Here is a 20,857-nt window from a genome sequence, read left to right as displayed (position 1 = left end):
GATGGAAATCACAAACAATTGGATTTTACCCGCACTGATTCTTGTACCTTTTATTGCAGGTTTCGCGTGTTGGTTGGTCGATAAACTTGATAAACATTTGCCACGTTATATCGCATTAGTCGGTATGCTCGTTACATTGGGCTTAACACTGATTTTGTGGAAACAAGGTGGCTTTAGCTATGAGTTGGGGGCGAAGACTCCAACTTGGGCAGCAGAATTTTATTTACCTTGGATTAAATCACTTGGTATTAACATTCATTTGGCTGTAGATGGTCTTTCATTGCTGATGGTGGGATTGACTGCATTACTGGGTGTACTTGCAGTTGGTTGTTCATGGGGTGAAATTCAAAAGAATGTCGGCTTCTTCCACTTAAACCTGTTATGGTCTTTGGGTGGGGTAATCGGGGTTTTCCTTGCAATTGATATGTTCTTGTTCTTCTTCTTCTGGGAGATGATGTTAGTACCTATCTACTTCTTGATCGCACTTTGGGGTCATAAAGGCGCAGACGGTAAATCACGTGTTTATGCTGCAACCAAGTTCTTTATCTATACCCAAGTCGCAGGCTTGATCATGCTCATCGGGATCTTAGGCTTAGTGGTCTACGGTTCTCAGATGTCAGGTACGATTAGCTTCGACTATAACTACTTACTTGCTGTTGCAAACACTTTAGATGCTCAGGCACCACATATTGCCTATGCATTGATGATCTGTTTCTTTATTGGTTTTGCGGTCAAGCTTCCAGTATTTCCATTACACGGTTGGTTACCAGATGCCCATGCACAAGCACCTACAGCAGGTTCTGTAGACTTAGCGGGTATCTTGATTAAAACTGCTGCGTACGGTTTACTGCGCTTTGTATTGCCATTCTTCCCAGCAGCATCTGCACAATTTGCTGATATTGCGATTATTTTAGGTTTGATTGGTATTTTCTACGGCGCTTGGTGTGCTTTCCAGCAAACAGATATGAAACGCCTGCTTGCTTATACTTCTATTTCGCATATGGGTTTCGTATTACTTGCACTTTATGCCGGTAATATTCTGACGTTCCAAGGCTTAATGATCATGATGTTGGCACATGGCTTATCATCTGCTGCATTGTTCATTATGTGTGGTCAAGTGTATGAACGCTTACATACCCGTGACTTACGTTTGATGGGTGGTATTCGTGGTCAATTTCAGTATTTACCATTCTTCTTGATGTTCTTTGTCTCTGCGCTTGTGGGTATTCCAGGTCTAGGTAACTTTATTGGTGAATTCCTGATCTTGATGGGTTCATTTGCTAAGTTCCCAACATTTACCATCATTGCGGCGATTAGTTTGGTCTTTGCTGGCCTTTATGGTCTGATCCTGATCCACAAAGCTTTATTTGGTACGCCAAATGAAGAACAGAAAAAGCATTATGAAAGTCCATTAAAAGACTTGAATGTACGTGAAACAGTAATTCTATTGATCTGTGCATTTGGCTTATTATGGTTAGGTGTGTATCCACAAAGCTTCCTTGATATTTCTCACTCAAGTATGGCGTGGTTATCAAATAGCTATATTCCAGTTCAAGAAGTTGTTGATGCGGCACAACAAGTCGTATCTCAACAAAATGTGGAGATCCAATAGTCATGAACTTCACTATGTCATTTTCGGGTCTCATGCCTTTAGCACCAGTTTTTATTGTTGCTTTAACCGCTGTTGTGGTGATGATCCTAACCTCGATCAAGCGTAATCATAATTTGATTGCGACTGCATCGGTGGTGGGTCTAAACCTTGCTGCAATTGATATTTTATTCATGATGTTTGGTGGTTCATTTGCACCATCAAATGTGATGAACATGTTTGTGGTTGATCCATTTACATTGTTTTATCAATTTATTGCAGTAGTTGCTGCACTCGCATGCTGTACGTTATCCCACGCTTATATTGAAACGTATAAAGATAATCGTGAAGAGCTTTATATCTTGATGTTGATCTCTGTAACAGGGGCAATGTTAATGGTGGCAAGTTCTCATTATGCATCGTTCTTTATTAGCTTAGAGCTTTTGTCAATTCCTGTGTATGGCTTATTGGCATATACGCATCAGCGTGGAAAATCGCTAGAAGCAGGCGTAAAGTATTTGGTACTTTCTGCAACAGCTTCAGCAATCTTGTTGATGGGTATGGCATACGTCTATGCTTATACAGGGACATTGTCATTTACTGACTTCCCAGGTTTGTATGGAAATCAGTTAGCACAAGCGCAACAAATTGCGTCTTTGGCTGACTTTATTGAACAGTTAAAAGGTTTCCTTGCTCAACCAATGATTTTGTTGGGTTCAGGATTAATCGTGATTGCGATTGCGTTTAAATTATCGTTGGCGCCATTTCATAAATGGACACCAGATGTTTATCAAGGTGCACCTGCGCCAATCGCGACCTATCTTGCAACTGTTGCTAAAGTTGCAACCATTGGTTTATTAGTACGCTTTATTTTAAGTTCAGGTTTCATTCTTGTACCGTCTATCGTGACTGTATTAACTGTGATCGCTGTTCTTTCGATTTTAGTCGGGAACTTCCTTGCATTACGTCAAGTCAACTTAAAACGAATTTTGGGTTATTCATCGATCGCCCATTTCGGTTATTTATTGATTGCTTTGATTAGTTTAGGTTATGCAAGTTTAGGCAGTGTAAGTGTATATGTGGTGACTTATACCTTAACTACGATTGGTGCTTTTGGTGCTGTCGCGTTAATGTCGAGCCCATATAACAATGTTGATGAAGCCGAGTCGCTTGCGGATTACCGTGGTTTATTCTGGCGTCGTCCAGTATTGACTGCGACATTAACAGTGATGATGCTTTCTCTTGCAGGCATTCCATTAACCGCTGGTTTCATCGGTAAGTTTATGGTGGTGATTGCTGCTGTAACCACAGAACATTGGTTCTTGGCTGCAATGGTTGTGGTGGGTAGTGGTATTGGTTTGTATTACTACTTACGTGTGATGATCGTGATGTATATGACTCCACCAGATAATCCTCGTATTGATGCGGTTGATCATTGGGGACAAAAAGTGGGGGGTCTTATGGTGCTCGGTGCTGCTGCTTTGGTATTGATCATTGGTGTTTATCCAGATCCAATCATCAGCTTGGCGTTGAAATCAGAAATTTTATCTCCTTTACATTTCTTGATGAGCCAGCAACACTAATCGCAATAAAATCCTGCTATTAACAAAAAAAGCCCTCATTCGTTGAGGGCTTTTCTTATCTCTGATATAAAAAACATTTATAATAATGGAAATTTACTTTTATCCTTTTAGGTGTCCTCCCGTGTCTATTCAAGAAATTCGTCATCCACTTATTCGTCATAAATTAGGTTTATTACGCCGTGCTGACATTAGTACTAAGAATTTCCGTGAACTCGCTCAAGAAGTAACCATGCTTTTAACTTATGAAGCAACCAAAGATTTACCTGTGTGTGATCATGAGATTGATGGCTGGAATGGTAAAGTCACAGTAGACAGAATTGCAGGTAAAAAAATCACTGTCGTGCCGATTTTACGTGCTGGTATTGGCATGTTAGAAGGTTTTTTAAATCTCATCCCAAGTGCTAAAGTTTCAGTTCTCGGTTTAGAACGTGATGAAGAAACCTTGGAAGCACGTACCTATTATAAAAAATTGGTTCCAGATGTACAAAATCGTTTAGCCATGATTATTGACCCGATGTTGGCGACAGGGTCTTCTTTAGTTGCTGCAATTGATGTATTGAAAGCAAGTGGATGTAAAGATATCCGTGTTATGGTTTTGGTTGCAGCACCTGAAGGGATTAAACGTGTTGAAGCCGCACATCCAGATGTGACGATTTTTACCGCTTCAATTGATCAAGGTTTAAATGAACAAGGTTATATCGTGCCAGGTTTAGGTGATGCTGGAGATAAAATTTTTGGTAGTGTGCAAAAAGATTAAAATTTAGTATGATCAAAGGAGGCTATAGGGGGCCTCCTTTTTAATGATAAGAGAATAAAAAATGTTTAGGAAAGGGACTGTTACCTTTTTCGATAATGATTTAGGGCAAGGTCTAATTGAATTAAGTGATCATCATCAACAAGTTGTTTTTAAATTAGAAGATTTCTCAAATCAATTGCTTCTTCCTCAAATTGGTGAGCGGATTAAATGTGTCGTTTTAGAGCAGAGTGATGGTTTATTTGCTAAATTTATCGTGCGTTTAGATCATAAAAATTATGTGAATGATAAAAATAAGTCCTCTATTCCATATCTTTATTCAGAAAATGCCTATGAACATATTAGAAATGTTCGCAAAGCGCTGAAAAAGAGAAGGGGATTGGCTGATGAAAGCTTATTGAACCCCCAAACGAAAACTCAGGCTGAGCAAGCCGTTTTACCTGACACTATTCTAGATATTAACTTAGTTGTAGCAGATCAAAAAGTAACAGTTATTGAACCCATTCAAACAATAATCAATGATCCTGCAATCGAAGAATGGAGCGGAAACTTAAATCAAGCCAAAGAGATTGAACCTGTAACGCAAACACAAGTTGACCTTTCTGTTAAAGTTATCCAGAATACTGAATTGAAAGACGAAACTCATACATTTGATAACATTAAACCCGTTGAAGAAATTCATGCTATTACTGTTGTTGATGTGGGTGAGGCGAATCAAAACATTGAAATCACTGAGGGTAATCAGAGCGCAGTGTTGCTTAGCCCCTTAAAGGTGATAGAAGATGGTCAAAATTTTAAAGGGGATGATTTATATTTTAACAGCCAAATTGATCGGCAGTTGCTTGAAAAGCATATGGATTTAACGGCATTTCAAAGTTTGATTCAAAAGTTGAAAGTTAAATTTTTATATTCCAAACGTAAACAAGCTGTAAAGAAAATTCGATCTGAAAAACGCAAGACTTTGAATCCTTGGGTGGCGATCGTCGCTGTGGTGATATTCATTGCGGTAAGTTCTGTGATGTATGCAATGGATCGTTATAAGCAGTACAAAGTTGAGGCTGAAATGAGACTTCAACAATATCAACAAGAACAAAAGGACAAGATTAAACAGCAGAAACGAAAGGCATATTCACACTAAACATCTGAAACGAGTTGAATATATTTTACGATTCATACTTATTTTAAAAGAGAAGTTATATGTTTTATTTGGGGCAAATCATTGAATATCATCATGATAAAGGTTACGGACTTTTATTGGATCATAATTCAGCGCAATCTGTAATATTTTACATCGCTGATTTTCCAAAAGAAGGTGGTCAACCGAAAAAAGGCGAAACCATAAAATATGTAATCATCAATGCACATGGAACATTGAAAGCGCATCAAATGATTCGTTTAGATGTTGCGATGAGTAATGACTTAAAAAATAAAAAGATCAATATTGATAAGCAAAAAAATATTTTAAGACGAAGTAAAAATGAAGGGCAGAAATTCGGTTTTATGTCTGTGGTGATTTTGGTGATTGTTTTTGGTTTCGTTTATTTTAGCTTTGCCACATGGAATCAATACCAAACCTATCAGGAAGAACAACATGCTAAATTTGCCCTGTTAGAACAACAACAGAAGCAAATCGTTGAGCAACAGCGTAAAGACATTGGTTATGTCAAACCTGTAAAGTTTAGTGAAAAATCTCAAAATGCGTTAAATAGCCATCATCACTCAGCGCAAAAAGAGGATGAAGCAGTATCGGTACAAAGCAACACAACTGTATCGACAACAGCATCAACGGAAAAATCACCTTATCAATGCGATGGTCGTACCCATTGTAGCCAAATGACATCTTATGATGAGGCGGTATTTTTTATTAAAAATTGCCCCAATACGCAAATGGATGGTAACCATGATGGTCGACCATGTGAACGGCAATTTGGTAAATAGCTTTTAAGTTAAGAATGAGGGGCTGATGATAATTCGTATACGTTTGCGACTGGGTGTGTTTTTTAGGCGATACTAGGCGCGAAGTATGAAATTTAGTCATTCTAAATGAATAGTTCGCAACAACGTAGCGGCAAAAAATACGCTAGTCCCCCGCTGCGCCTTGCGCTGCAAACAAAGCAGTGCTTTGTTCTTGCTCAGGGTTGTGGCTAAAATTATCTCAGCCTAAATTGAAACTCGAGAATAGCCTCACTATTTTCATTCAAGCATTACGACGTATACATCTCCTACTTAATTTTAATCTACAACGTAAACGATTTATGAAATGTCAGCAGACCCTATAAAAGCTCCAAGAGGAGCTTTGGTTTTAACCATTTTCACAAAATTTTAGGAAGGCTCTTAAGCCCGGTCCTTGGTACTTTTGACGATGTACCAGCATATATAGTGGGCGAGCAAGTTGCCAGAATGGTGTATTTAAAATCACCAATTGTCCTTTGTCGAGCAAAGGCTGAATCGCCAATTTAGAAATACATGACATTCCTAGACCACCAGCAACGATTTTTAAAATCGCTTCATTATGACCTAGGGTTAAACGGATATTGGCATCTTCTAGATCTTTTAGAATGGCATTGTCAAAGACTTCACGTGTTCCAGAACCTTCTTCACGTAAAATCCATTCAACATGCTGGAAATCAGACTGTTTTAATTCACGATGTAAATTTGCCAGTGGATGATTAGGCGAACAACATACCGCGAGTTCGTCATCGCGCCAGTGAATACATTGAAGTTGTGGTAGGAAGCATGAACCTTCAATCAATGCCAAATCGAGTTGGAATTGGTTGACCGCTTCAATCATTTGGCGGGTATTGCCGACTTGGAGCTGTAAATGCGCTTGAGGTTGAACTTGTAAAAAGTTTGCCATTAAGTCGGGCATTAAATAATCACTGATGGTCAGTGTTGCACCGATCCGTAAATCAATACTTTGTAGTTCACCTTTGGCTGCTTGTTCAAAAGCCTCACAGCGACCTAAAATTTCTAAAGCTTGAGGAAGTAAGAAGCGACCAAGATCATTAAGCTGTAAGCGCTTACCAAGACGATCGAAAAGCGGAGCACCCAGTCCATCTTCTAAATCTGCCAAAGCCATACTTGCCGCACTTTGAGTCAACCGAACCGCATCACTTGCTTTGGTCACGGTACCTTCTTGAGCGACAGCAACAAAAACCGCCAACTGGCGTAAAGTCATTCGCATAAGTAGAGCCTTAACATTTTAATATTCATAGATTATATAGTCATGCTACCATGAGGACTATGTTTCATGCCACGAAGAAATCATGTCAATTGAAAAATTTAGCATAGAAAAGGTTTTGTCTGTTCAGCGTTGGACCAATACACTTTTCAGTTTCACCATGACTCGACCTGCCCATTTTAAGTTTACCGCAGGGCAATTTGCTCGCATTGGTTTAAAAGTGGGTGATGATTTGGTGGTAAGGGCATATTCCGTGGTTTCATCCCCATTTGATGAAACACTCGAATTTTTTTCAATCGTTGTTCCTGATGGTGCATTTACCTCCAATTTACAGCATTTACAAGTTGGTGATGAGCTTTATTTGGAAAAAATCCCCTATGGATTCTTAACCTTAGCACGTTATCAATTGCCATTGCCTAAAGATTTGTGGTTATTGGCAACTGGCACAGGCCTAGCACCTTTTATTTCGATGCTACAAGATTTTGAAACTTGGTCAAAGTACGAAAAAATCAACTTGGTGTATAGCGTAAGAACTGAATCTGAATTGGCTTACGTCGATCGGATCCAAGAGATAGCCCAGCTTTTTGGTGAGGGGCATACAGGTTTTAAATTTATCCCGATTGTTACGCGTGATCCCAATGCAGCCTTGCATGATCGCTTACCAATTTTGATTGAAAATGGTGAATTGGAAAAAGCCGCTGATTTAAAATTCAATGCAGATACCACTCATGTCATGCTATGTGGAAATCCACAAATGGTAGATGACACCAAAGCCGCATTAAAAGCCCGTGGTTTGACGATGAATCGTCGCGGTGAAGGCAATATTGCTGTAGAGAATTATTGGTAAATCACTGGATCGGCATCAGTAATTGTATCAATCATTTTAGATGAGAGAAGCGGCTAAGCATCTTCTCTTTAATTCTTTCATGTCAGAACCTAACACTTTTTAGCTAAATGAGGATTGCTGAGTGAGTGGTGCGTATGCTGTTAATCGCTCGGTTGAATAAGCTTTTGCATCAACACGTGTATCTTGATTGAGCATCAATTGTCTTAATAACTGTGCTGAAGCAGGTCCCATACATAAGCCATTACGGTAATGTCCAAAATTTGCCCATAAATTATTCAGTTCAGGCATTTTTCCAATATATGGAATGCCTGTTGGTGAACTTGGACGTAATCCTGCCCATTGCTTGACGATGGGGAAGTTTGCCAATTCAGGGACCATTTCGATACAGGCTTTATAAATATTTTGTTGTGTTTGTACATTTGGACGCTTATCAAATCCGATATGGTCCATGCTTGAACCGCATACGATATGACCATCTAGGCGTGGGATCAAATACATGACATTGTTCATACACATGGTGGGTAACCAGTTTTCAGGGGTTTTAAATAACATCATTTGTCCCTGAACAGGCTCTACTGGGATCGAAAGCTGTAATTGATCTGCCCAGCAATTTGACCATGCACCCGTTGCAATCACAAATTGGTCTGCGACAAAATGTTGTCCATTGGCACTTTCAACAGACTGAATTTTTTGATTTTGAATATTAAATTTTTCGATCCATGTATTTTCATACACTTCAACTTGAGGGTGTTGTTTGAGGTAGCTAATCAGTGATTTAAGAAGTCGCGGATTTCTAACATTGGCTAGATGTGGAAAATAAATTGCATGTTGAAACTGTGCTGAAATATGAGGGTTGACGGTTTCAAGCTGCTCTCTTTGCAGGTATTCACAATGCTGCATAGGGTCTTGATACTGGTCTTTATAATTCAGTCCAAGCTCAAAATCTGCTTCGTCAAAAATTAACATTCCCGTGTCATGGATTTGAAAGTCTATCCCTGTTTTAGGTTGTAGTTTCTCATTCCATTGTTGGTAAAGTTGTTTGCCGTGTTGTGCCAGATGATTGACTTCATTGGGATATCTCCACGGATACATGGGTGACAGAATACCGCCACCCGCCCATGAAGCAGCATGTCCAGCATGTTGTTGATCGAACAGGGTGATGGTGCAGCCTTGTTCAACAAGCTCAAGCGCGCTGAGTAAGCCACTTACTCCAGCACCAATAATGGCGATATGCATTGTGTATTCTGTACCAATTTAGATTTTTAATCCCCACCTGCAAAAGCAATACTGCTTATCTTTTGAAAGAGGGGACTTTCCATTCACGACTGAATCAGTAATGGACGCTTCCCTTTTTAAAAGGTGAGGAACCATGAATTCAATAAGGGAGGGATGATTTACTTCATCTCTTTTAATTGACGTGCTGCATCTTCCGCATAATAGGTCCAAATACCATCTGCCCCTGCACGACGGAAGCACATCAATGATTCCATAATCACGCTTTCAGATAACCAACCATTTTGGATAGCTGCTGCAAGCATGGCATATTCACCACTGACTTGATAAACAAAGGTCGGGACACCAAAAGTATCTTTAACTTCACGTACTACATCCAAATATGGCATACCCGGTTTAACAATCACCATGTCCGCGCCTTCTTGAATATCGAGGGCGATTTCATGCAGTGCTTCAGCACGATTACCGACATCCATTTGGTAGTTATACTTATTACCACCTTTTAGGTTGGATGATGAGCCAACTGCATCGCGGAAAGGGCCGTAGAAACTAGACGCGTATTTTGCAGAGTACGCCATGATGCTGGTATAAATAAAATCGTTACTTTCTAAAGCTTGGCGGATTGCACCAATACGGCCGTCCATCATGTCACTTGGCGCGATCACATCTGCACCTGCTTCAGCATGGCTTAAGGCTTGTTTGATCAGGCATTGAACTGTTTCATCATTTAATACATAGCCTGTATCATCAATAATGCCGTCCTGACCATGTGTGGTATAAGGATCTAATGCACCATCCGTGATGAGTACCATCTCAGGTAGTTCTTTTTTTAACAAACGTAAAGTATTTTGAACTAAACCGTCTTCATGCCACGCAGCTTCAGCTGTTAAACTTTTGTCTTGTTGTGGTGTAACGGGGAATAAGGCAAGTTTTGATACACCAAGTTCTAATAGTGTTTCTGCTTTTTTCAACAATAAGTCTGCTGACAATCGTTGAACATTTGGCATACTTGGTACATCTTGGCTTTGGTTTTGTCCCGGAAGTACAAATACTGGATAAATGAGATGATCTGCTGTGAGTTGAGTCTCTCTTACCATTGCTCGAAGCTTATCGTTTTTACGGATACGGCGCATACGAGTAGCTGGAAAAGCAGGACGATTGAACGTATAAGTCATAACAATCTCGATGTTCAGTATTAAACTAGGCATATATTGTAGCCCTTTCATATATTTTTTGGGAAAAAGCTGAAAATTTTTCTCAATATTGGTTTCGAAATGATGATGAGTGATTCTTCTAAAACTGATTCTGCGCCTAGCGAATCGCAAAAAAAGTGGACTGGTAATTTACATTTAGGTGCGAAAGCAGATTTAAATGTGGTGCTTAACCAACTCACTAAAGCGTTTAATGGTTCGCCTTATTTTTCACATAACAATATGCAAATGCGTGTTGTTAATGATGAGATTGAAGGCTATATCGAAATGAAACCGTATTTGATTGGCAATGTCGCATTTCAAATTTTACATGGTGGTGTGGCCGCGACATTGCTGGATAGTATTGGTGGAATTGTGGCAATGGGGGAGCTGTATAAACGTGCAGAGCCAGACCAGTTGCCAGACACATTAAAGAAAGTATCTCGTTTAGCAACAGTTGATATGCGTGTGGATTATCTTGCACCTGGGCGCGGTGAATACTTTATTGCCAAAGCTGAAACCTTGAGAATGGGGCGTAAAGGTTGCACCATGCGTATGACCATGTTCAACAATGAAGGTAAGGCGATTGCAACAGCCATTGCTTCTTATGCCTATTGATCAAGCTGACTAAGTGTACTAATCAGTACACTTTTGTATTCATTGTGTCAATATAAGCCAGTAAAATACATATTTTGCTGGCTTATTTTTTTTCAAAAAAATATGAATATCAATAAGATTGACCTCTTTTATAAAGATAAACTATAGAGTAATATTTTTATTCTCATAATATGATTTTTACCTGTAAAATTGGGCACCACAATTTTAAGAAGTTGACTTATTCAACCATCAAGCAACGTCATATAGATATGATTAAGCAGTTTTTCAGTTTATATCTCCAAAATGCAAAGATGTTTTGACAAGTCCAAGTAAGCTAGGAACATGCGATGACTGACGCGCAAACGACGAATGCCTCTCCAAATGATGAAAATCAAGCGCAAGCGGATTTGGAAGCCAAACAAAAACGTAAAAAAATGCTGAAGATTTTTGCCATTATTGTTGTTGTAGCTGCAATTCTATATGCAATTTGGGCTTTTATTTTTGGCAATATTGTTGAAACGGACAATGCCTATGTCGGTGCTGAAACTGCTGAAATCACTTCGATGGTCAGCGGACAAGTTGCTAAGGTTTTGGTCAGTGATACTCAACAAGTGAAAAAAGGCGATGTACTTGCGATTATTGATAATCGTGATGCAAAAATCGCTGTTGCAGAAGCTGAAGCGGCGTTGACCAAAGCCAAGCGTCAATATACACAAAGCTCGGCAAATAGCAGTTCATTGTCCTCACAGATTTTAGTCAGTGCAGATGATATTAACAGTGCCAAAGCACAAGTGGCGCAGGCCGATGTGGCATATCAACAAGCACAGCAAGAATTTGCCCGCCGTCAGCAGTTAAGTGCGACAGGTGCAATCTCTAAAGAAGAATTTAGCAAAGCACAAAGTGCTTTAAACAATGCCAAAGCAAATGTTGATGTGGCAAAAGCAGCATTGGCGCAAACAGAATCTAAGCGTAAAGCTGCACAAAGTAATTTAGATGCCAATGAAGCTTTAATTCGGGGGACCTCACAAAGTTCAACCCCTGATGTATTGGTGGCTCAAGCTAAACTTGATCAAGCACTTTTAGATTTACAACGTACAGAAATTAAAGCGCCGTTAGATGGTGTGATTGCTCGTCGTAGTATTCAAGTGGGGCAGCGTATTGCACCTGGGACAAGTTTGATGAAAGTGGTGCCTTTGGCTGAACTTTATGTGGATGCAAACTTTAAAGAAAGTCAGTTGCAAAATGTGAAAGTTGGTCAGAAGGCAACCCTCACTTCAGACCTCTATGGTAAGAAAGTAGAGTATCACGGTACGGTGATCGGCTTTTCTGGTGGTACAGGTTCAGCATTTGCGTTGATTCCTGCACAAAATGCGACAGGTAACTGGATTAAAGTGGTTCAACGTCTACCTGTACGTATCAAACTTGATCCTAAAGAGTTGGCTGAGCATCCATTACGTGTGGGTTTATCCATGAATGCTGAGGTTGATACCTCTTCAGCGAAGTAATCACTTATGAATACAGCAACGTTTCAAAGTGAGCTTAAAGGTGGGCGCTTACTTCTTGCCGCCTTCTTTTTAGCACTTGCCAATTTTATGGTCGTATTGGATATGACCATTGCCAATGTTTCGGTGCCCCATATTACCGGAAGTTTAGCAGTATCAAGTTCTCAAGGGACTTGGGTGATCACCTCCTATGCCGTTGCTGAAGCCATCTGTGTACCTTTAACCGGTTGGCTTGCAGGACGTTTTGGCGCTGTTCGGGTATTTACCATCAGTCTGATTGGCTTTACCACATTTTCAATTCTTTGTGGCTTATCCAATAGCTTAGCGATGTTAGTGATCTGTCGTATCGGACAAGGTTTATTTGGTGGTCCAATCATGCCACTCAGTCAAACTTTGTTGATGCGTATTTTCCCACCCGAAAAGCATTCCCAAGCAATGGGGATGTGGGCAATGACGACGGTTGTTGGACCTATTCTAGGCCCTATTTTAGGCGGTACGATCAGTGATAACTGGTCATGGCATTGGATTTTCTTTATCAATATTCCAGTGGGTGTGATTTGTGCTGTTGGGGTGATGCGTCTATTAAAAGTTGCTGAAACACCAATTGCTAAACTCCCGATTGATACCATTGGCCTAACGCTGCTGATTGTTTGGATTGGCGCATTACAGTTAATGCTCGATTTGGGGCATGAGCGAGATTGGTTTAACAACAGCTTTATTTGTATTTTGGCTGTGATTTTGGTGGTTGGATTTATTGCCTTTTTCATCTGGGAATATTATGAAAAACATCCCATCGTCAATATACAAATTTTCCGATACCGTGGTTTTACCATCGCAACAATCTCATTGGCTTTTGCCTTTGCGGCATTCTTTGGCAGTATTGTACTTATTCCACAATGGTTACAGATTAACTTGGGCTATACCGCATCTTGGGCAGGTTATCTGACTGCGACAATGGGCTTTGGTAGCTTGATGATGTCGCCTGTGGTTGCCAAACTTGCGACTAAATATGACCCTAGAGCCTTGTCGAGTTTTGGGCTGATGATTTTGGGTGGCGTCACATTAATGCGTTCATTTTGGACCAGTGATGCTGACTTTATGGCGCTGGCATTACCACAGATTATTCAAGGTTTTGCGGTACCGTTCTTCTTTATCCCACTGTCTAATATTGCTTTAGGTGTGGTTCGTCCAGATGAGGTGGCTTCTGCTGCGGGTTTGATGAACTTTATGCGAACCATGGCAGGGGCAATTGGCGCATCTATTGCGGTGACCATTTGGGATGATCATACTAAGCTGGCACGCAGTGAAATCGTGTCGACCATGCATATTGAGGAAACTCAGCGTAACTTGGTCAACAGTGGCTTTAGTCCTGAAATGGCGTTGGGTACCATTTCCAACTTGGTGGATAAAGAGGCTTTAACGCTTTCGGTTAATCATGTGTTTTTGATTTTTGCGATGATCTTTATTTTCGCAGGATTGATTATTTGGTTATGTCCAAAACCGAAAGGGAATGTCGGCGCAGGGCATGCACATTAGAATTTAAGTTGTATAGAAGCCTACTGAAAAGTGGGCTTTTTAATCGCTGCAATGACAACAGATCAAGACAAATTTTTGCTATTTTATCTATTGATCAAGATCAGGGTATAATACAGCGATTGTGTACCGCGATGAGTAATATGTATGAAGCCTGAATTCCAGCAAGGAAAAATTAAACAATACGATGCCGATAGAGGCTTTGGCTTTATTGGTGGACTTGAGCAAGATATTTTCTTTCATATTTCGGATTTTCCGCTTGCAGAGGGTGAGCCAAAGCGAAATGAAAGAGTTAAATTTATCGTTGTTGAAAATAACGGAAAGTTAAAAGCAACCAGAATTGAGCGTGTTGAAGATCAATCAGCAAAGGCTAAAAAGACCAGAATTGTTGAAAACAATAAGTCGATTACCAATAATTTGTTGTCTAATTTTAGAAAGTAATAGGCGTATAGATTTAGGCCATTTTATTTTTGGATTATTGGATCGTAGTTTTTAGATAAATCCCTTTAATTGAAGGGATTTTTTAACTAAAATTTTACAAAAACTCTCGCAATTTCTTATGGATAATAAATTTTAATTTAACTGACATCTTCATAATAACCATTATTAATTTTTTCTTCTATAGCATGATAAAGCTCATTGAGATTAGGATGTTTAGTATAGCTTGCCAGCTTAACCTTTAGACTTGAGGAGTTGATTTGCATTATATGTGTACATTCCTTATCGAGAATTTTAGCAATATATTGAGCATAACCTTTTAATAATATTAAAAGTTCATTTTTCCCTGAGATAATTTTTTTATAATCCTTAATATTTAGAGTGTTAATATAATGATTAACTTTATTGAAATCACTATAAAATTGCTGATCGCCAATCTGGCTTATAATTAGGTTTTTTATTTCAGTAAAGTTTTTTGAAATGGTATCTGAATTAATTGTTGTGTAATAATTCTTTTTGAATGTGTATATTGAGTTATCGAATCTCGTGATAGTAGTTATATTTAATTGGTGTTTATAAATGATTGCAAAAAGCTTATATATCTCAATAAAATGTAAGGAGTTAGTGTTTAAAAATAAATCTAGCTCTAATGTTTTTTTAATGAGCTCTATATCATCAATTTTGCCTGATTCATTTGAAATAAAATGTGAAACTGCATCCTCATCAAACAAATAATTTTCGATACAATATACATTATGTTGAAAAAGTGATTTAAATTTAACTTTTTGACAAAGGACAATATCTAAATCACCATCTATTATATATATTTCTTTTGATTTTTTAAATTTTTTTTCTTGACATGCTTTAATAACTTCAGTTTTTTTCCCTAAAGGTACAATATTGTCAATATTTATTGTTGGGAATTTTCTCTCCAATAGTTTTTTATAAAAATTTCGCATACCACTTGCTGTATCTTCTATATAAATAGTAACATCGCTTACTTCAAAAAATAAAGCACCCATGAGTTTTTTTTCATCATAATTATACAGATAGTCATTTATGTTAAAGTTTTTCATTTTATTCACCTGTAATATCTTGACTATCATTTGTAAGTGGAATTAAATTTTTATTTAAAAACATAATCTTATTTGTATATGATGAAATGATAGAAGGTGAGTGAGTTGCAACAATTAGCTGTATATTATTACCTGAATCAATGATGGATTCGATTAATAGTCTTTGCCATGAAATATGTAGAGAAAGCTCAGGTTCATCAATTATAAAGACCTTTCTACTAGTGATATTTTCATTAAATATTAGATTACCAATAATAATAATTAATTGTTTTTCTCCAGAAGAAAGAGCATTCGTTTCAAATTTTTTATTACTATCTTTTATATTTATTGATATTTTACCATTGAAGGCTATTTTTAATGTTTTCCCTGTTGGTTCAAAAAATTTATTTATTGTAGTATTGAAGTTTAATATTTTTTCAAAACTTTCACTTTGTTTTTTCTCATATTCAGATAGCGCATTTACAATTTTTTCTAATCTTATTAATTCATTTTTATTTTCATATATTTCTGAGGCAAATTGATCTTTTATTTCGTTGAATTTCTTGCTATTTAATAAGTCAATAGTTTTTTTGCTATAACCTGAATAAAAATCTAGTTTTTTTTCAATTAAATTAATAATTTCTTCATTAAATTCTAGCAGTTTAAGAGAGTATTTGATTTTTTCAATTTTTTCAAAAGCTGAATATAAATCATGCATACTAAAATCTGAGTCAGAAGTATTGCTATCAAGAAGAATATGTAAAAGTTTATTTCTTAATTTCCTGTTGGCACCTGTCATTCTTAAGCGATGAGTACTTTGAGCATGATAAATTAAGCTTTCGACATTTTGTAAGGGATCTTCTTTATCTAAATTACCCGAAGGTTTATTTGCTAAAAATTTTTCCAATATACTATCGTATTCTTTTTGAGGTTGGTTAAATGTAAATCTTCTGTCTAAAGATAAAAATATTGGTAATTTAATAAAAGACATTTTTTCTTCACCAAATTTATTTTTCTCTATATCGAAGTCAAATAAATCAGAATTTCTGAAGAATATTTTGTAGTTAACGTTTTGTGCTTCACAAATTAATCTAAAAGATATTAGGTTATCTTTTTTATCATTTTTAATATTACTATACTCAGTAAGTATTATTTTAATTTGCTCATTTTCGTTTAGATGTGTAAATGATAGCTCAAGATAATCAAAATTTAAATCTTTAAGATAATTATAATTACAAGATAATATTGCTAAGATACTTTTAAGAGCAGTAGTTTTGCCTTTTCCGTTTGGAGCTAATATGATATTTAAGTCATCGTTAAAATCTATATCAAAGTTTAAATAACCATACATATTTTTTGCTAAGAAGTGTTTTAAACGCATAGTTTTTCTACTTAATTTAATCGGTATATTTTTACAAATTTCTTCTTTTAATTCAATAAAAAATCCCATCTGTTGAAGGAATTTTTATCCCCTCCTTTGAAAAAGGAGGGGAGGATTTCTAACCTAAGAAACCGAATCATCCAAATTTGGTGCTAACCAACGTTTGGCTTCATCCAAAGTCCAATTCTTCCGCTTTGCATAATCTTCTAGCTGATCTAACGCAATTTTACCCACGTTAAAGTATTCAGACTGTGGGTTGGCATAGTAGAAACCACTGACACTTGATGGTGGCCACATTGCAAAACTGCTGGTCAATTGTGTACCAATCTTATCTGTGGTGCCTAACCAATCAAACAAAGACGCCTTTTCAGAATGCTCAGGGCAAGCAGGGTAGCCCGGCGCAGGGCGAATACCGACATACTTCTCTTTGATTAATTCTTCATTAGAGAGTTGTTCATCTGCCTGATACCCCCAGAACTCTTTACGAATACGTTCATGCAAGTGTTCTGCAAACGCTTCAGCAAAACGATCACCCAATGACTGAGCAAGAATGGCCGAGTAATCATCCCCTTTGGCTTTATACTCATGCGCCATTTCTTCCGCACCAAAAATTGAAACGGTAAAACCACCCAAGTAGTCTTCGGCTTGTGCTTTGGTTGCAACAAAATCAGCCAAAGACAAATTCGGTTTACCTGTGACTTTATCCGATTGCTGACGAATATGATGGAAGGTATGGGTTACAGATTGACCATCTTCATTAAAGACCTCAACAGAGTCTGCGGCTGAACGGTTTGCAGGATAAATCCCAAAAACGGCACGCGCATCGAAACGTTTATTGTCAATAATGTCTTTTAACATTGCCTGAGCCTGATTATATAAATCAGTTGCAGCTTCACCGACAATCTCATCTTGTAAAATTTTCGGGAATTTACCTGCCAAACTCCAAGAAATAAAGAATGGCGTCCAGTCAAAATATTCCACCAACCTATCAAGTGGATAATGGGTTAAGGTTTGCAAACCAATAAAGTTGGGTTTTACTGGTGGATTGGCAGCAAAGTCAATTTTTAGACCATTTTCAATGGATTCTGCATACGACAATTTAGCTGCTTTTGGTTGCTTATTGGCAATACGTTCACGTACTTTTTCATATTCAGCACGATGCTCATCGACAAATTTAGGCTTCATTTCAGGAGACAGCAGGGTGGTTGCAACACCCACCGCACGAGAAGCATCTGCAACATAGATCACCGCATCATTTGAGTATTGCGGATCAATTTTTACTGCCGTATGTGCTTTCGATGTGGTTGCACCACCAATCAACAGTGGGATTTTAAAACCCTTGCGTTGCATTTCTTTTGCAACAAATACCATTTCATCAAGCGATGGGGTAATCAAACCTGATAAGCCGATAATATCGACTTTCTCATCAATCGCAGTCTGTAAAATTTTCTCGCAAGACACCATGACACCAAGGTCAACAATGTCATAACCATTACACCCAAGCACAACACCAACAATGTTTTTACCAATATCGTGTACATCGCCTTTTACAGTCGCCATCAATACTTTACCTTTGGATTGGCTTCCTGTTTTTTCAGCTTCAATGTACGGGTTTAACCATGCTACGGCTTGTTTCATCACGCGTGCAGATTTGACCACTTGAGGTAAGAACATTTTACCTGAGCCGAATAAGTCACCGACCACATTCATACCGTCCATCAATGGACCTTCAATCACATCAAGTGGGCGCTTAGACTTTAAGCGGGCTTCTTCAGTATCTTCATCGATAAAGCTAGTAATCCCTTTGACTAGCGCATATTCAAGACGCTTTTCAACAGGTTCATTACGCCATTCAAGGTTTTCAACCTGTTTTTGGGCAGCACTTTGACCACGGTACTGTTCAGCAACTTCAAGCAATTTTTCTGTTGCATCTTGACCGCTGTCACCTTGATTCTGGTTGAGAATGACATCTTCAACAGCGGCTTTCAGCTCTTTAGGAATATCATCATAGATGGCCATCTGACCCGCATTGACAATCCCCATGGTCATGCCTTGTTTGATGGCATAGTAAAGGAATACAGAGTGAATAGCTTCACGGACAGGTTCATTGCCACGGAAAGAGAACGATACGTTCGACACACCACCAGAAATCATGGCATGTGGTAAGTTTTGTTTAATCCAGCCTGTTGCTTCAATAAAGTCCACAGCATAGTTATTGTGTTCTTCAATCCCCGTTGCAACAGCAAAAACGTTCGGGTCAAAAATAATGTCTTCCGCAGGAAAACCGATTTCATTCACGAGCACATCATAAGAGCGCTTACAGATTTCACGTTTACGTGCAGCAGTATCTGCCTGACCGGTTTCATCAAATGCCATCACAATGACAGCTGCACCATATTGACGGCATAAACGTGCTTTATGGACAAACTCGTCATAACCTTCTTTTAAGGAAATTGAGTTAACAACAGGTTTACCTTGTACACATTTTAAACCTGCTTCAATGATTTCCCATTTAGAGGAGTCAATCATGATTGGCACTTTAGAAATTTCAGGCTCAGATGCAACCAGATTTAAGAAATGTACCATCGCATTTTGCGAATCGAGCATTCCTTCATCCATATTGATGTCGATGATTTGCGCGCCTGAAACCACTTGTTGTAATGCAACATCAAGTGCTTCGGCAAAGTTTTCTTCACGGATTAAACGGAGGAATTTTTTAGAACCCGTGACATTGGTACGTTCACCGACATTGACGAACAGTGAGTCGTCATAAATATTAAATGGCTCTAAACCACTGAGGCGACATGCAGGCTTGATGTCAGGAATTTTACGCGGTGGTATGTCTTTGACCGCATTATAAATGGCACGAATATGGTCAGGTGTTGTACCACAACATCCACCAGTGATATTGATCAAACCACTTTCAGCAAATTCTTTTAAGAAGGCTGCTGTTTCTTCTGGTGTTTCATCATAGCCACCAAATGCGTTCGGTAAGCCAGCGTTTGGATGCGCTGAAACAAAAACATCGGCAACATCTGATACAGTTTTGACATGTGGACGCATGGCATCTGCACCCAAGGCGCAGTTAAATCCAATCGACAATAAATCGCCGTGACGCACAGAGTTCCAGAATGCTTCTGCAGTTTGTCCTGTTAATGTACGACCAGAAGCATCAGTAATTGTGCCGGAAATCATCAGTGGTAATTCACGACCAAGCTGTTTAAAGACTTCTTTTACCGCAAAAATTGCTGCTTTACAGTTTAAGGTGTCAAACACCGTTTCAATGAGAAGGATGTCTGCGCCACCTTCAATTAAAGCATGCGTGGCTTCAATATAATTTTCTTTGAGTTCATCAAAGGTAATGTTACGAAATGCTGGATCATTCACATTTGGTGAGATAGAACAGGTACGTGATGTTGGCCCCAATACTCCAGCAACAAAACGTGGTTTGTCAGGGGTTGAGTATTTTTCACAAGCAGCTTTGGCAAGACGGGCTGCTTCAAAGTTAATCTCATGGACTAAATCTTCCATGTGATAGTCAGACATTGAAACCCGTGTGCCGTTAAAGCTATTGGTTTCAATAATGTCAGCACCAGCATCTAGGTAAGCTTCATGGATGCCTTGAATAATTTGTGGCTGAGTTAACACCAAAAGGTCATTGTTGCCTTTTAAATCAGATGCCCAGTCAGCAAAACGCTCACCACGGTAATCAGCTTCTTCCAGTTTATGGCGTTGGATCATAGTTCCCATTGCACCATCAATAATTAGGATGCGTTTGGCAAGAAGCTCTTTTAACGTGGTAAGCGTGGACATTAAAACTCTCAATAAAATCGGATTTTAAAAATAGCCGATATGTTATCAGAATGTAGACTTTCAAGGTACCAATCTTGACACACTTCCTGATGACAGATTTTTGATCTAGACAATTTAAAAAAATTCAAATAATTCATTCTAAAAAATCATGCATTTAGGGGA

At 38.4% G+C, this 20,857-nt stretch carries 16 protein-coding genes; 10 read left to right on the top strand and 6 right to left on the bottom strand.

The window, feature by feature from the left end:
• Positions 1-7: 7 nt before the first annotated feature.
• The 5 genes from nuoM (at position 8) to ASC84_RS11255 (ending at position 5,863) form a co-directional block, all read left to right on the top strand.
• Positions 8-1,612 carry an NADH-quinone oxidoreductase subunit M gene (gene nuoM / locus ASC84_RS11275; RefSeq protein ID WP_171066950.1) on the top strand — a complete coding sequence of 535 codons (1,605 nt, stop codon included), beginning with the start codon at positions 8-10 and terminating at the stop codon, positions 1,610-1,612.
• A gap of 2 nt (positions 1,613-1,614) precedes the next feature.
• Positions 1,615-3,171 carry an NADH-quinone oxidoreductase subunit NuoN gene (gene nuoN, locus ASC84_RS11270; protein WP_004722824.1) on the top strand — a complete coding sequence of 519 codons (1,557 nt, stop codon included), beginning with the start codon at positions 1,615-1,617 and terminating at the stop codon, positions 3,169-3,171.
• Positions 3,172-3,292: 121 nt separating this feature from the next.
• Complete coding sequence (upp, locus tag ASC84_RS11265; RefSeq protein ID WP_004722821.1) at positions 3,293-3,928, top strand: uracil phosphoribosyltransferase; 636 nt, start codon at positions 3,293-3,295, stop codon at positions 3,926-3,928.
• A 61-nt stretch (positions 3,929-3,989) separates the two neighbouring features.
• On the top strand, positions 3,990-5,063 hold the full coding sequence (locus tag ASC84_RS11260) for a hypothetical protein (RefSeq protein WP_056514684.1): 1,074 nt from the start codon (positions 3,990-3,992) through the stop codon (positions 5,061-5,063).
• Positions 5,064-5,122: 59 nt separating this feature from the next.
• Positions 5,123-5,863, top strand: coding sequence for an excalibur calcium-binding domain-containing protein (locus ASC84_RS11255; protein ID WP_056514683.1), 741 nt, complete (start codon positions 5,123-5,125; stop codon positions 5,861-5,863).
• A 364-nt stretch (positions 5,864-6,227) separates the two neighbouring features.
• Here ASC84_RS11255 and gigC read toward each other — a convergent pair whose 3' ends face one another.
• Positions 6,228-7,109 carry a LysR family transcriptional regulator GigC gene (gigC, locus tag ASC84_RS11250; protein ID WP_004722815.1) on the bottom strand — a complete coding sequence of 294 codons (882 nt, stop codon included), beginning with the start codon at positions 7,107-7,109 and terminating at the stop codon, positions 6,228-6,230.
• An 82-nt stretch (positions 7,110-7,191) separates the two neighbouring features.
• On the opposite strand from gigC, the gene ASC84_RS11245 reads away from it, so the two are divergent.
• Entirely contained in the window at positions 7,192-7,953 is a 762-nt protein-coding gene (locus tag ASC84_RS11245) for a ferredoxin--NADP reductase (RefSeq protein ID WP_056514680.1), read from the top strand.
• 99 nt (positions 7,954-8,052) lie between these two features.
• Here the strand turns inward: ASC84_RS11245 and thiO are convergent, their stop codons facing one another.
• Together thiO and hemB are read right to left on the bottom strand one after the other, a co-directional pair.
• Complete coding sequence (gene thiO, locus ASC84_RS11240) at positions 8,053-9,189, bottom strand: glycine oxidase ThiO (protein WP_056514678.1); 1,137 nt, start codon at positions 9,187-9,189, stop codon at positions 8,053-8,055.
• A 158-nt stretch (positions 9,190-9,347) separates the two neighbouring features.
• Positions 9,348-10,361, bottom strand: coding sequence for a porphobilinogen synthase (gene hemB / locus ASC84_RS11235; RefSeq protein ID WP_016539219.1), 1,014 nt, complete (start codon positions 10,359-10,361; stop codon positions 9,348-9,350).
• 99 nt (positions 10,362-10,460) lie between these two features.
• Here hemB and ASC84_RS11230 point away from each other — a divergent pair, with 99 nt between their 5' ends.
• The 4 genes from ASC84_RS11230 to ASC84_RS11215 all read left to right on the top strand — a co-directional run bounded on the left by ASC84_RS11230 (position 10,461) and on the right by ASC84_RS11215 (position 14,449).
• The gene (locus tag ASC84_RS11230) at positions 10,461-10,994 is read left to right on the top strand and encodes a thioesterase family protein (protein WP_004722808.1); all 534 of its coding nucleotides are present in this window, start codon (positions 10,461-10,463) and stop codon (positions 10,992-10,994) included.
• 326 nt (positions 10,995-11,320) lie between these two features.
• Positions 11,321-12,478: an HlyD family efflux transporter periplasmic adaptor subunit gene (locus ASC84_RS11225; RefSeq protein WP_056514676.1), complete on the top strand. Its 1,158-nt coding sequence runs from the start codon at positions 11,321-11,323 to the stop codon at positions 12,476-12,478.
• Between the two features lie 6 nt (positions 12,479-12,484).
• On the top strand, positions 12,485-14,011 hold the full coding sequence (locus ASC84_RS11220) for a DHA2 family efflux MFS transporter permease subunit (RefSeq protein WP_056514674.1): 1,527 nt from the start codon (positions 12,485-12,487) through the stop codon (positions 14,009-14,011).
• 144 nt (positions 14,012-14,155) lie between these two features.
• Positions 14,156-14,449, top strand: coding sequence for a cold-shock protein (locus tag ASC84_RS11215; RefSeq protein ID WP_034611059.1), 294 nt, complete (start codon positions 14,156-14,158; stop codon positions 14,447-14,449).
• 137 nt (positions 14,450-14,586) lie between these two features.
• Here the strand turns inward: ASC84_RS11215 and ASC84_RS11210 are convergent, their stop codons facing one another.
• From ASC84_RS11210 to metH, 3 genes are read right to left on the bottom strand one after another with little or no spacing between them, the layout of a single operon-like run.
• Positions 14,587-15,522 carry a DUF4435 domain-containing protein gene (locus tag ASC84_RS11210; RefSeq protein ID WP_056514671.1) on the bottom strand — a complete coding sequence of 312 codons (936 nt, stop codon included), beginning with the start codon at positions 15,520-15,522 and terminating at the stop codon, positions 14,587-14,589.
• A gap of 1 nt (position 15,523) precedes the next feature.
• On the bottom strand, positions 15,524-16,951 hold the full coding sequence (locus ASC84_RS11205) for an AAA family ATPase (RefSeq protein WP_056514668.1): 1,428 nt from the start codon (positions 16,949-16,951) through the stop codon (positions 15,524-15,526).
• Between the two features lie 54 nt (positions 16,952-17,005).
• Positions 17,006-20,695 (bottom strand): methionine synthase, encoded by a 3,690-nt coding sequence (gene metH, locus ASC84_RS11200; protein WP_056514666.1) that lies wholly within the window; start codon positions 20,693-20,695, stop codon positions 17,006-17,008.
• Positions 20,696-20,857 lie beyond the last annotated feature (162 nt).

It is taken from the genome of Acinetobacter sp. Root1280 (assembly GCF_001425285.1).
GTDB lineage: Bacteria > Pseudomonadota > Gammaproteobacteria > Pseudomonadales > Moraxellaceae > Acinetobacter > Acinetobacter guillouiae.
Note: the sequence above shows the minus strand (reverse complement) of the source record. Positions and strands in the feature narration are given on the sequence as shown.